General features: G+C 32.6%; 13 protein-coding genes. 4 read left to right on the forward strand and 9 right to left on the reverse strand.

Annotated elements, in window-relative coordinates; translation table 11 throughout:
- Positions 1-19: 19 nt before the first annotated feature.
- The 9 genes from ACKGJY_RS04765 to ACKGJY_RS04805 form a co-directional block, all read right to left on the reverse strand.
- Positions 20-598, reverse strand: a complete 579-nt coding sequence (locus tag ACKGJY_RS04765; protein WP_413972712.1) for a bifunctional precorrin-2 dehydrogenase/sirohydrochlorin ferrochelatase — start codon at positions 596-598, stop codon at positions 20-22.
- A gap of 4 nt (positions 599-602) precedes the next feature.
- On the reverse strand, positions 603-1,364 hold the full coding sequence (cobA, locus tag ACKGJY_RS04770; RefSeq protein ID WP_413972713.1) for a uroporphyrinogen-III C-methyltransferase: 762 nt from the start codon (positions 1,362-1,364) through the stop codon (positions 603-605).
- Between the two features lie 8 nt (positions 1,365-1,372).
- Entirely contained in the window at positions 1,373-3,478 is a 2,106-nt protein-coding gene (locus tag ACKGJY_RS04775; RefSeq protein WP_413972714.1) for a HEPN domain-containing protein, read from the reverse strand.
- 12 nt (positions 3,479-3,490) lie between these two features.
- Positions 3,491-4,738, reverse strand: a complete 1,248-nt coding sequence (locus tag ACKGJY_RS04780; protein ID WP_413972715.1) for a sulfate adenylyltransferase subunit 1 — start codon at positions 4,736-4,738, stop codon at positions 3,491-3,493.
- A gap of 164 nt (positions 4,739-4,902) precedes the next feature.
- On the reverse strand, positions 4,903-5,808 hold the full coding sequence (cysD, locus tag ACKGJY_RS04785; protein WP_413972716.1) for a sulfate adenylyltransferase subunit CysD: 906 nt from the start codon (positions 5,806-5,808) through the stop codon (positions 4,903-4,905).
- 113 nt (positions 5,809-5,921) lie between these two features.
- On the reverse strand, positions 5,922-6,542 hold the full coding sequence (locus tag ACKGJY_RS04790) for a phosphoadenosine phosphosulfate reductase family protein (RefSeq protein WP_413972717.1): 621 nt from the start codon (positions 6,540-6,542) through the stop codon (positions 5,922-5,924).
- Between the two features lie 13 nt (positions 6,543-6,555).
- Complete coding sequence (locus ACKGJY_RS04795) at positions 6,556-6,813, reverse strand: DUF2061 domain-containing protein (protein ID WP_413972718.1); 258 nt, start codon at positions 6,811-6,813, stop codon at positions 6,556-6,558.
- Between the two features lie 167 nt (positions 6,814-6,980).
- Positions 6,981-7,394 (reverse strand): RrF2 family transcriptional regulator, encoded by a 414-nt coding sequence (locus tag ACKGJY_RS04800; protein ID WP_413972719.1) that lies wholly within the window; start codon positions 7,392-7,394, stop codon positions 6,981-6,983.
- 35 nt (positions 7,395-7,429) lie between these two features.
- The gene (locus ACKGJY_RS04805; RefSeq protein ID WP_413972720.1) at positions 7,430-8,560 is read right to left on the reverse strand and encodes a LytR/AlgR family response regulator transcription factor; all 1,131 of its coding nucleotides are present in this window, start codon (positions 8,558-8,560) and stop codon (positions 7,430-7,432) included.
- Positions 8,561-8,762: 202 nt separating this feature from the next.
- Here ACKGJY_RS04805 and ACKGJY_RS04810 point away from each other — a divergent pair, with 202 nt between their 5' ends.
- The 4 genes from ACKGJY_RS04810 (at position 8,763) to ACKGJY_RS04825 (ending at position 12,390) form a co-directional block, all read left to right on the forward strand.
- Positions 8,763-9,182, forward strand: coding sequence for an OB-fold protein (locus tag ACKGJY_RS04810; RefSeq protein ID WP_413972721.1), 420 nt, complete (start codon positions 8,763-8,765; stop codon positions 9,180-9,182).
- 10 nt (positions 9,183-9,192) lie between these two features.
- Positions 9,193-9,732: a YceI family protein gene (locus ACKGJY_RS04815; RefSeq protein WP_413972722.1), complete on the forward strand. Its 540-nt coding sequence runs from the start codon at positions 9,193-9,195 to the stop codon at positions 9,730-9,732.
- Positions 9,722-10,597, forward strand: coding sequence for a DUF5777 family beta-barrel protein (locus tag ACKGJY_RS04820; protein ID WP_413972723.1), 876 nt, complete (start codon positions 9,722-9,724; stop codon positions 10,595-10,597). The genes ACKGJY_RS04815 and ACKGJY_RS04820 overlap by 11 nt, the downstream gene beginning before the upstream one ends.
- Before the next feature lie 425 nt (positions 10,598-11,022).
- A complete protein-coding gene (locus ACKGJY_RS04825; protein ID WP_413972724.1) occupies positions 11,023-12,390 on the forward strand; it encodes a spondin domain-containing protein in 1,368 nt (455 codons plus the stop codon).
- The last annotated feature ends 168 nt before the right edge of the window (positions 12,391-12,558 follow it).

Below are 12,558 nucleotides of genomic sequence, written 5' to 3' on the forward strand. Positions count from 1 at the left end.
CTAAAGACTAATAGCCATTTTATTTTTTATTAATTAATCCTTTGGTAAATTCGTTTAGTGTTTCCACCTTTTCTTCAAAATCACCTTTTATTGTTTTTCTGTACTCATTTAAATTTTTTACCAAATCATCTACGTTTTCAGGAATTACATCCTCAAAAAACTGTCGTAAACGTTTAGCCGTTGTTGGCGACTTCCCATTGGTACTAATTGCTACTTTTACATTTCCCTTTGTTACAATACCGCCCATATAAAAATCACAATACGGTGGGTTATCTGCAACGTTTACCAATTTAGCTTCAGCTCTACAATCTTTCCAAACCTGAACATTTACTTCGGGTATATCTGTCGTAGCCACAACCATGTGCTTGCCAATTAAGTAGCTTTTTTTATAAACATCATCAACCAATGTTACACAACCTTTTTTAGCTAGTGCTATTGTGCCTTCGCGAAACATAGGCGACACCATAGTAACGTGGGCATCCGGACTCGATTTTAATAAGAACGTTAACTTTTCTTCAGCAACATTTCCTCCGCCAACAATCAACACATTTAAGCTTTTAGCTTTCAAAAAAATAGGGTATAAATTATTTCTTTCCATAATTTTAGCCCTTATTCACTTCACTATAAATTGAACTTAGTGTTACTCTTTCCTTAACTACATCACCTATAATAATTATTGCAGGATTTGCTAATTGTTTAGCTTCTACAATAGCCTCAATAGTATTTATTGTACCAATACCCACATTTTCATTATCTCGTGTACCGTTCTGTATCACAGCAATGGCTGTCTCTTGCTTATTTTCCTTTGAAAAAATTTCAACAATTTCTCCTAGTTTACTCATACCCATTAAAATCACAACTGTAGCTGTAGATTTAGCTGCTAAAGCAACATCACCAGATAATTGATGTTTTTTGGTAGTTCCTGTAATTACCCAAAAACTCTCAGACGCACCGCGCTTTGTTAATGGAATACCTTGATATGCTGGAACCGCCATAGATGAGGATACACCAGGCACCATATAAGTTTCTAAACCAAATTGTCTTACATAATCAATCTCTTCAGCACCACGTCCAAAAATAAATGGATCGCCTCCTTTTAAGCGCACCACATGCCCTTTTTCTTTAGCTTTAGAAACGATTAAATCATTAATTTGCTCTTGCTGAAATGCATAACACCCTTTGCGTTTACCCACAAAAATAAGCTCTGCGTGTTCTGAGGCATAACTTAATAAAGATTCGTTGATTAGTGCATCGTACAAAATAACATCTGCAGATTTAATTGCCTTAATTGCTTTTAAGGTTATTAAATCTTCATCACCTGGTCCTGCACCTACAACCGTTAATTTTGGGGTTTTGTTACTCATTTTTATTTTTAAACTGCTTTTTGTTCTAGTTCTTGCTGTGCTTCTCTAAATGCTCTTACTTTTGATAAAAACAGATTTGCATTTTCAATATATTTTGCTGCAAAATCAGCAGTTGGTGCAAATTTATTAATTTGATATATCATTTCAGAAAAAGACGTCCCTAAATCTATACGACCACTCTCAATAAATAATTCATCAAACTGTTTGATAATACCCGCATGTGTATTTGTTTTCTTGTTTTCGGCCAATAGTAAAGCCTTTGCAGAATTTACTAAAGATTGGTATGCTAAGTAAATAGCTCCTGAATACACACCATCATCAAAAGACGTTTTGGCATTATCAATTTTTTCTTCGCTTTCAAAGAATAAGGTTGCAATCAAATCGATAACCACACCAGCACATTCACCTATCCCGATTTCTTTAACGTATTTTTCTTCTTCACCCCAATCAATAAAATCGGCTTGCGTTAAATTTGTAGCATCTTGTAAATCATTCAAGAAATCATAGAAGTACTTTTCACCTTTTTCTTGGTAGTACTCTACAAATTGTTTTCCGTTAGCATTGGCTTCAAAATCATTTAAAATTCTACGTAATGCTTCTGGTCCTCTTCTACTTGGCACTTTTACCACTTTATCGGCAAACGTTGCATTACCATCACCTTGATTTCCTCCACCAAGCAATACTTGTAACGCTGGTGCTACCAATTTGTCTGGTGTTCGCACCGTCATTCCTTGAAACCCAATATTTGCCATATTGTGTTGTCCACAAGCATTCATACAACCACTAATTTTTATCACTAAATCTTCGTTTTTCAAATATTGTGGGTACTCTGCTTTAATCATACGTTCCAACTCCTCTGCGATACCTGTACTGCTTGCAATACCTAAATTACACGTATCTGTACCTGGGCATGCAGTAATATCCACAGCTTTATTATAACCAGCTTCTACAAAACCTAATTTCTCTAATTCAGAATAGAAAAAAGGTACTAATTCGGTTTTTACAAAAGGAATTACTATATTTTGACGTAGTGTTAAACGCACCTCTCCAGCAGCGTATTTATCAACTAAATCAGCTAACAAACGTGCTTTATCTGTGTAGAAATCCCCTAACAACACTTTAACACCTATACCTACATAACCATTCTGTTTTTGAGGAATTAAATTAGTAGACTTCCAAGTTTCAAACGCTTGTTGGTCTTTTATTGCTACTTCTGGAATTTCAGTAATTTTAACTGGTGTTGACGCTACATAACTATCTACATCAATAGTAACACTTTTAAATTCAATCGCTTTTTGCTCCTCTTCAATTAAATCTCTAAAAGCTTCTAAGCCGATGTCTTTTAATAAGAATTTCATTCTAGCTTTAGCACGACTTTTACGCTCACCATAACGATCGAAAACACGTAAAACACCTTCCATGATTGGAATAATTTTATCCGTTTCTACAAAATCAAACAATACATCTGCATGACGTGGTTGAGACCCTAATCCTCCAGCTACCATCACTTTAAATCCGCGAATGCCGTCTTTCATTTTAGCGATGTATCCGATATCGTGTAAGTATGATAATCCTGTATCCTCATCTGTAGAAGAAAAAGAGACTTTAAATTTACGTCCCATTTCTTGACAAATAGCGTTACGTAAAAAGAATTTATATAAAGCATCTGCATAAGGCGACACATCAAATGGCTCATCTATATCAATACCTGCTGTTTCAGATGCTGTTACGTTTCTTACCACATTTCCGCAGGCTTCACGAACTGTAACATCATCTTTTTCTAACTCTGCCCAAAGCTCTGGTGTTCTATTTAAATCTACATAATGAATTTGAATATCCTGACGCGTTGTAATATGTAAACGCCCACGAGAATACTCATCAGAAACTGCAGCAATTCTACGTAATTGGTTGCTTTTTAATTTTCCGTAAGGCACTTTGATACGAATCATTTGTACGCCTTCTTGACGCTGACCGTATACACCACGTGCTAAACGTAAACTTCTAAATTTTTCTTCGTCGATTTTACCGTTATGAAAAAGCTCAATTTTATTAGCTAATTCTATAATATCCTTTTGAACTATCGGATTTTCTATTTCTGTTTCGAAGCTTCTCATTTTCTTTTTCTTTTATTGGATAAATCCAGCACCTACTGTATTATTAGATTGTGGATCGATTATAATGAAAGATCCATTTGTTCTGTGATTTTTAAACTGATCGTAAAAAATAGGTTTGTTTAATTTGAATGTTACAGATGCTATATCATTTATTCCTAAGCCTTTTACATCTTTCTCAATACCAGAATAATCAGGATTGATTTTATGATTAATACGATCTACTTTTGCTAGCACTTTATTTACGCCATGTTGAACAATATATTTTCCACCAGAATTTAATTTATTTGAATCCATCCAACATACATTAGCTGTAAATTGTTTGTCAATTGTTGGCAAATCATTTTCTTTAACAATCATATCGCCGCGACTTACATTAATATCATTTTCTAAAGTGATAGTCACCGAAGAACGCCTTGATGCCGTTTCATACTTCTCATCATAAAAATAGATATCCTTTATTTTTGATCGTGTTTTTGATGGTAACACAATAATATCATCACCTACACTTAAATCGCCACCGTATACTTTTCCAGCATAGCCTCTATAATCATGAAACTCTTCGGTTTTTGGGCGAATAACATATTGTACTGGGAAACGTGGTGTACCTACATTAAAAATATCTTTTTTGTCCAATTGCTCTAAGTGCTCTAACAGTGCTTCACCTTTATACCAAGGCATTGCATCAGATTTGTTCACCACATTATCTCCTTTCAAAGCACTTACTGGAATAAAGGAAATATTTTGATCTTGGTAATCTCTTTTACTCATCAATTCAGAAAAATCGGCTTTAATTTTATTATAAACTTCTTCTGAATAATCTACTAAATCCATTTTATTAATGGCAACAACCACATCTTTAATTCTTAATAAATTATTGATAAAGAAATGACGGTTGGTTTGCTCAATAACACCTTTTCTAGCATCAATTAGAACAATAGATGCTTGAGATGTTGACGCACCTGTAACCATATTACGTGTATACTCTACATGACCAGGAGTATCTGCAATAATGTAACTTTTCTTTTTAGTTGAAAAATAAATATGTGCTACATCTATAGTAATTCCCTGTTCTCTTTCGGCCATTAAACCATCTGTAGCTAGTGAAAAATCTAAATAATCGTAACCAAGTTGTTCACTTTTATCTTCAATGGCTTGTAACTTATCTGTAGTTAAAGATTTAGTATCATAAAGAATACGACCTATTAACGTACTTTTTCCATCATCTACACTTCCCGCTGTTGCTATTTTTAATACTTCCATTCCTCTCCCCAACCCTCTCCAAAGGAGAGGGAGTTCTTTACGGGTTATATTTTAAATTTTGTTCCTATAATTTTATTTTATAATACCTACAAGGTTTTTGAAACCTTGCAGGAGTTTTATTTTATCCGCAAACTTGCTAATTCCCCCTTTGGGGGTTAGGGGAATTAAAAATACCCTTGTTGTTTACGTTTTTCCATGGCAGCTTCAGAGCGCTTATCATCGATTCTTGCACCACGTTCAGAAATTGAAGAATCTCTAATTTCTTCTACAACTTTATCAATTGAAACGGCATCTGATAATACGGCTGCTGTACAGCTCATATCACCAACAGTTCTAAAACGCACCATTTTTTCTATTACCTCTTCGTTTTCATCTCTGTAAACTACATCATCTTCTGCAGACCAAATCATCCCATCTCTTAAAAAGACATTACGTTTATGCGCAAAGTAAATTGATGGAATTTCAATATTTTCTCTTTCTATATAAGACCATACGTCTAACTCCGTCCAGTTAGAAATTGGAAATACACGTACATTTTGTCCATGGTCTATCTCACCATTTAACATATCAAACAACTCTGGCCTTTGGTTTTTCTCATCCCATTGCCCAAAATCATCACGTACAGAGAAAATACGTTCTTTTGCTCTTGCTTTTTCTTCATCACGTCTTGCTCCACCAATAGCCGCATCAAACTTAAATTCTTCTAAAGCATCTAAAAGGGTTGTAGTTTGTAGCATGTTTCGACTTGCGTAACGCCCAGATTCTTCTTTTACTTTTCCTTGGTCTATAGAATCTTGTACGTTTCTAACAATTAATTCTAAACCTAATTCTTTACATAAACGATCTCTAAATTCAATCGTTTCAGGGAAGTTATGCCCTGTATCAATGTGCATTAATGGAAACGGAATTTTTGCAGGGTAAAATGCTTTAACTGCTAATCTTACCAACGTAATTGAATCTTTTCCTCCAGAAAACAGTAACACAGGCTTATCAAACTGTGCCGCTACTTCTCTCATGATGTAAATCGCTTCGTTTTCTAGCGAATTGATATGTGATGTATCTTTATTCATATTAAAAGCCCCTCCTAACCTCCCCGTGAGGGAGGGATTCTTACTCGGGCGGAGCAAGAATATTTATTGTTTTATTTTATTTCTTAATACTGTTTACTGCGACTGCCAACTGCTTAAGCGTGTAAACCACACTCTCTATTTTCTAATGCTTTTGTTGGATCGAAATATTTAAATTCGTTTGGTAAATTATGTTCTTCTAAATAGTTATCCAAATCTTTATCTGTCCAATAATAAAACGGACTCACTTTTAAAACACCATCTTTACTTAAACTAAAAATACCAATGCTATTTCTAAATGCTGTTTGCCCTTGACGTAGGTTTGTAAACCAAACATTTGGTTTATGCTCATCCATAGCTCTTTTAAAAGGTTCTAACTTTACTTGCTCAGTAAACTCAGCATGTTTTGGATCATCTACCGAAGGAATACCCATAACAACATCTCTATGTGACGATGTTTGTTTTGGTACATATAAATGCACATTTAAACTTAAATCTTTAATCACTTGTTCTGCGTGCTTATAGGTTTGTGATGTATTATAACCTGTATCACACCAAACTACTGGTATTTTAGATTCTACTTTACTTACCGCATGAAGAATTGCTGCCTCATATGGTCTAAAGTTAGTGGTAACTACAGCGTTATTATTAAGCTCAAAAGCCTTTTGAATAATTTCAGAAGGTGTTGCCTTTTCAAAGCTTTTATTTAATTGGTTTATTTGATTTTCTGTAAACATCTTAAATTATAGTTTATTTACCCCATTTTACGGCATTCCAAATACGTTCGTGGAAAAAGTAAAGTACCATTTTTGTTAAAAAATCTATAGAAGCAATAGATGCCGCAATAGAAATTTCTCCGGTTAACACGTAAGACACTATTAAAGTATCTAAAGTCCCAATAACCCTCCAACTCAATGCCTTTGCAACACTTCGTATTGGTTTTTCTCCAACACTATCATCTTTATAAGTGGACTTTTCTTTACCTTTTAATAACATTTGCGCTATCATTTGTTGTTGTTTTATATTAATCCTATCAATTTAGTAGGGATTACAAAAGTAACATTTTTTTCCATACAACAAACTTTGTAACCTCTTTTTTCGAATATTGAAATATTTTGACGGTAAACTGAAGAAAACTTACAACTTTTTAAAGAATTCTGTGAAATTATTATCTTTTAAACACCTGATAAATCAGCAAGGGTGGTATTTCTAAATACTTTCAACGTATTATCTCTTACCTGAATCATTAATTTATGTACGCTGCATTGGTGTTCGTCTGGGCAATCATCGCATTTTTCGTAGTAGTTTAAGCTTACACACGGCACCATTGCAATTGGGCCTTCAAGCACGCGCATTACGTCTGTCATTTTTATCTCAGAAGGTGTGCTTCTTAAGTAGTACCCGCCATGTTTACCCTTTTTAGAACCCAAAATTCCAGATTTACGAAGTGTTAATAAAATACTTTCTAGAAACTTTTGCGGTATTTGTTCACTTTTTGCGATAACACTTACTTGTACAGGAACATCGTCACCGCTTCTGGCAATAAAAGTTAATGCTTTAAGTCCGTATTTTGTTTTTTTAGATAGCATGATGCTAATATAGATAAATTAGTAGTTGCACCAAACTATAAATCTAACCACTGCTTAAACGATGATGCTTTATTTTTACCTATTATTATATCGATTTCTGATGAAGGCTTAGTTTCTATCTTTAAAGAGTTATTCCCAAATTTTATAATTTTATCTATGGCATAAATAGATACAATAATTTGCCTGTTGGCTCTAAAAAATAATTTATGATCAAGTGAAGAATAAATTTGATCTAAACTATCGTTAGCAGTAAAACGTTTACCATCTTTTCTAATAATGTAGGTAATGGTGTTTTCTAAGTAGATATATGAAATATCTTCTATTGCAACTGGCATCAACTCATTTCTTATATAGGTTAAAAGTCGTTTTTTTGGTAAATCACTAATAGCTTCATCTCCGTTCTCATCAATAGCTTTTTCTTTGGCTTTTGCTTCTTCTTCTTTTTCTACAGCAATATTTTTTTGGTACGCTTCTAGAGAATTATTCAATTTAGATAAGTTAAGCATCCCATCTTCTAAACGTGTTGTTTTAAGCTCTAAAACATCATAATAATGATTTGTTACGTATCTAATCATTCCAAATAAAATTATTAATATGGTAAGACCTAGAATGACAAAAATGAAAATAAATTTACTTTTAAATCTATCAAATTCTGAAATTACATTTTTTATATTAATATGTGTTACCACTACAAGATCTGAACTAGGGATTGCATCTAAACGCACAACCTCTGAAGCCTTAAGCGCATCTTCCTTTATACTGTAATTAGATACGTACATATATAAATCTTCGGCAGAAATATCGTTTTTTATGTTAGTAACCATAGCATTTGTAGCACTGTCTGTTGTACCTACTTTGGTTCTATCTGGATAACATACTATTTTACCAGACCAGTCTATTACAGACAAAAACATATTTACATTATTAATATCCTCAATACTTTTTTGAATACCATTTACAACAATATCTTTATTAACGTTTGCAGCTAGAGCGTTTGCACTTATTGATGAAATTTGTTTTGCACGTTGTTTGCCAGATTGTATCTCATTATCCAATAATAAAATAGTACTTTGCTTAGTAATAAAAATAACTGCCATATAGGCCATAATTAAATATATGGCTACAAAAATAAGAGAGGTTACAACATAAATTTTATAATTCTTCATCGATTTAAATTCTTATTATCTTTGATTCAAAATTAAAGCTTAACTATCATTTTTATTGAAATTTTAACCGTAAAAAATTCATCTTTAAAACCCATATTTCAGTTTTACCAATTTCTAGTACTTTACGCATATATACATCCAAATTTATTATATACCTTTATTAAAAAATAGAGCAATAATCACTCATTGTTCTGTAGTAATTATGAAAGCTTATATTCGAAATAACATATTATTTATCTGTGCGCTCTTTTGTGTATTATCTCTTATTATAGGATTATACTATGCTACAAATACATCTTCGAATTCTAATACCCATCATCTAAAAACTTATAAACAGTTAAGTTCTCACACCCTATTAGACGAATATAATAAAGAAACTTATGCTAAATTAATTGAGAAAGCTATTGAAATAGATGGTATTATAAAAAAAATACAATACAAAAATAGCATTTACACATTATACGTTAGTTACGAAAATGGTGAAAGCTACGTATTATGTGAATTACAAAAAGATCAAAACGATAAAATAGCACATCTTAAAGTTGGTGATAAAATAGCTGTAAAAGGCATTTTAAAAGGTAAATTATTAGATATAGTATTATTAAATTGCATCATTATATAAAAAACTTTTCATGAACAGAATAATTGTATTATTTCTCTTTTTTTGCATAAAGAGTTTTTCTCAAAATCAGGAATACATTGAACGAGAAGGAGATGTTACGTTTTTTTCTTATACATCTGTTGAAAACATAAATGCTAAAAACACAAAAACGTTAAGTATATTTAATCCACAAAGTGGTAATATTGCAGTTCGCATATTGATGCGAGCCTTTGTGTTTGAAAAAACTTTAATGCATGAGCATTTTAATGAAAGCTACATAGAATCAGACTTATACCCTGAGGCTACTTTTGAGGGTTTAATTGATGATTTTGACACAGCGCTTACAACCCAAACCAAAATTATAAAAGGTACTTTTAAGTTACGTGGTATTGAAAAACCACTTGAGTTTAAAGCAAATATATCTAAAACTAATATTGGTTATAATATAGAAGGAGATTTAGAAGTTTTAATTGATGATTATGATATTAAAGTACCCGCTTTATTATCTCCAAACATTTCAAAAAAAATAAAAATTGCTTTCAATTTTAAATATGACACCTATGAAAAATAAACTCTTAGGACTTTTAGTTGTAACCTCAATTCCTTTTTGTTCTTTTAGTCAGGGCCTTCTTGATAAACTTGAAAAAGAACCTTTAGATAGTGTGCGATACGTTATGTCTACATTTAAAGGCACACGTATTTCTATTGGACATTCTATTGAGACACGTAAAAAAAATACTTTAGAGGTTTCATTTATGAGCCGATATTGGAATACACCAGAAGAAACAAGTAATGCATTTGTTGCAGATTTAATGTGCTCACGTTTTGGTTTAGATTATGGAATATCAGATAATTTAACCATAGGTATAGGTGCAGGTGCGCCAAATGGTATTTTTGATGGCTATTTTAAACATAGGCTAGTACAACAGCGCACTGATAATTCTGGATTACCTTTTGGAATTACCCTATTACAAACTGGTACATATAGAACCAGAAGTATCGTTGGTATTGAGAATAGAGATAATTTTTTTAATAAACTAGCATTTACAACTCAGCTATTAATTGCCAGAAAGTTTTCTAGAAATTTTTCGTTTCAAATATCGCCATCATTTGTACATAGAACATCTTCTAACTCTAGTATTGACGACCACAACCATTTTGCAGTTGGCTTTAGTCCGCGATACAAAGTAAGCAACCATGTATCTATAGTTTCAGAATACTATTATGTAGCTAATCCTTTAAAATCAGTAACAACTTTTGGCGCATTTGTTCTTGGTGTAAATTGGGAAGTAAGCGATTTACTGCTACAATTTAAAATGACTAATAATCAAATTTTTAATGAAGATGGTTTTATTACACAAACCATAAGAAATTTTAATACTAAGGACGGTAATTTCTTTTTCGGTTTTCATGCCACTTATCACATACAATTGTAGTTAAAAAATATTTAAATATAGAAGAAAATAGGCTACCTAAATAAAGTAGCCTTTTTTTATACCATTACTATACTACCAAATTAATAACGGTATTGTTATAGATATAATATGTGTAATTGCACTATGCATATAGAATTAAATATGTTTTACATTATACAATATCATTAACACATTATTTAATATAATATACACTTAGTTTTCTATAAATGTTAGGGCGTTCTACTGCTTATTGATGCGCCTTCATTCTGTATTGAGATGTATTTAATCTTAAATTAATGCCCGCTCAAAATTCAATATTTATATAAGCTTTTTTATTCATTTTTAAACCTCATTTTTCCTCTTCGTGAAGGTTCATTATTAACAAACACAAGTTATTACGTCTATTTGCACCAACAAATAATTATTAAAATAAAAATACATTTAAAATGAAAAAGACAATTTTATCAGCAGTATTAGCTGCAACATTAGGACTTACATCTTGTACACCAGATTCAGGTGAAGTAATTGAAGAAATGGCTCCAGAAGTTCAAAAAACAACATTTAGAATAACCGTTAAAAATGCAATGAACTATTTAGCCGTTAAAAAAATTGGAGATGCACCTCTAACGCAAACCGGACAATCTTACGAGGTTAACTTTAAAGCCACTAAAGGTACATACTTAAGTTTTGCAAATATGTTTGCACAAAGTAACGATTGGTTTTTCGGTACTGATAGCGAAGGTATAAAACTATGGGATGGTGACACACCTAAAACAGGAGACATTTCTAGCTATATAGGTGTGTACGATGCTGGTAGCGAACAAGACGAGGCTTTTTTAACAAATTTTCCTGGTACAATTTACACAGCACCAAGACAAGCTGCACCTAATTCTGGACCTGCAGATAGTAATAACTTAGTAAGAAACACAGGTAGAAATATATTAAACTATATGTCTGCATATTTATCTTACGATGCTGCTACAAAGTACTTTAAATTAAAAATTGTGAAAGCTAACAGAGAAGCTTTACATAACCCTGGTTTTGTTACACCTGGAATATTAGTAGTACACACACAAGACAATGCATTGTATGAAGTTGGAGCTCCACTAAAAGCCAATGGTTTTGAAGGCTTAGCTGAAGACGGATCGCCTGCTGCAATTTATGAGTGGTTTACTGAAACAGGAACTACTGGTGCACCATTAAGATTATCATCATCATGGTCTGTATTATCTCCTGGTGTTGCTTATGTGCATGAAGGTGAGCAATCCCCTTTCTTTACAAACGGATCGCCTATAACTACAGTTAGTGGTTTAGAGGAATTGGCAGAAGATGGAGACCCTAGTATAGCTTTTGAATACTTAAATGCTATGGAAAATGTAACAGCGGTAAGAAATGAAACTCCTGCTTCACCTGGCGAATCTCTTGTTTTTGAAATTGAAGCTGCCCCAGGACAACGCTTAAACTTTGCTACTATGTTAATATCATCAAACGACTGGTTTATTTCAAACAATCAAGCTGGTATTACATTATTTAACGAAGATGGTAGTGTGAAAACTGACTTTGATGTAAACAAAAATTACTTATACGATTCTGGTACAGAATTAGACCAAGAAGTAGGTTTTGGTAACGGTCAACCAATGAGAGGTAACGCGTCAGTAGCTGATGATGCAGATACTAAGGTAAGACGAGTAAGAGAACTTAACGATGTACAATTTGGTAAAGGTTTAATTAGCTCTCCAGCTGGTGTAACACAAAATCTTGACCCAAGAGGTGGTTATAATTTAGTTGAATTAAGTGTAGAAGTTGTTAGATAATGTTTTGTCCCAAATTCGCAAAAGGGGTAGTAAAAATTAATTTAGCTACTCCTTTGTTTTAAGTAAAACATTAGTAACACAAACACTTAAGTAGTGATTAATAGCTGAGGACATACGGTATACTGTATGTCCTTTTTTTTATTAAAAGAACAACCAATTATAAGCCTT

The organism is Hyunsoonleella sp. 2307UL5-6 (assembly GCF_047345485.1).
Lineage (GTDB): Bacteria > Bacteroidota > Bacteroidia > Flavobacteriales > Flavobacteriaceae > Jejuia.

Bases quoted from the DNA above. Each gene is read 5' to 3' on its own strand.
- ACKGJY_RS04765 (WP_413972712.1), bottom strand. From the start codon at position 598: ATGGAAAGAAATAATTTATACCCTATTTTTTTGAAAGCTAAAAGCTTA.
- cobA (WP_413972713.1), bottom strand. From the start codon at position 1,364: ATGAGTAACAAAACCCCAAAATTAACGGTTGTAGGTGCAGGACCAGGT.
- ACKGJY_RS04775 (WP_413972714.1), bottom strand. From the start codon at position 3,478: ATGAGAAGCTTCGAAACAGAAATAGAAAATCCGATAGTTCAAAAGGAT.
- ACKGJY_RS04780 (WP_413972715.1), bottom strand. From the start codon at position 4,738: ATGGAAGTATTAAAAATAGCAACAGCGGGAAGTGTAGATGATGGAAAA.
- cysD (WP_413972716.1), bottom strand. From the start codon at position 5,808: ATGAATAAAGATACATCACATATCAATTCGCTAGAAAACGAAGCGATT.
- ACKGJY_RS04790 (WP_413972717.1), bottom strand. From the start codon at position 6,542: ATGTTTACAGAAAATCAAATAAACCAATTAAATAAAAGCTTTGAAAAG.
- ACKGJY_RS04795 (WP_413972718.1), bottom strand. From the start codon at position 6,813: ATGATAGCGCAAATGTTATTAAAAGGTAAAGAAAAGTCCACTTATAAA.
- ACKGJY_RS04800 (WP_413972719.1), bottom strand. From the start codon at position 7,394: ATGCTATCTAAAAAAACAAAATACGGACTTAAAGCATTAACTTTTATT.
- ACKGJY_RS04805 (WP_413972720.1), bottom strand. From the start codon at position 8,560: ATGAAGAATTATAAAATTTATGTTGTAACCTCTCTTATTTTTGTAGCC.
- ACKGJY_RS04810 (WP_413972721.1), top strand. From the start codon at position 8,763: ATGAAAGCTTATATTCGAAATAACATATTATTTATCTGTGCGCTCTTT.
- ACKGJY_RS04815 (WP_413972722.1), top strand. From the start codon at position 9,193: ATGAACAGAATAATTGTATTATTTCTCTTTTTTTGCATAAAGAGTTTT.
- ACKGJY_RS04820 (WP_413972723.1), top strand. From the start codon at position 9,722: ATGAAAAATAAACTCTTAGGACTTTTAGTTGTAACCTCAATTCCTTTT.
- ACKGJY_RS04825 (WP_413972724.1), top strand. From the start codon at position 11,023: ATGAAAAAGACAATTTTATCAGCAGTATTAGCTGCAACATTAGGACTT.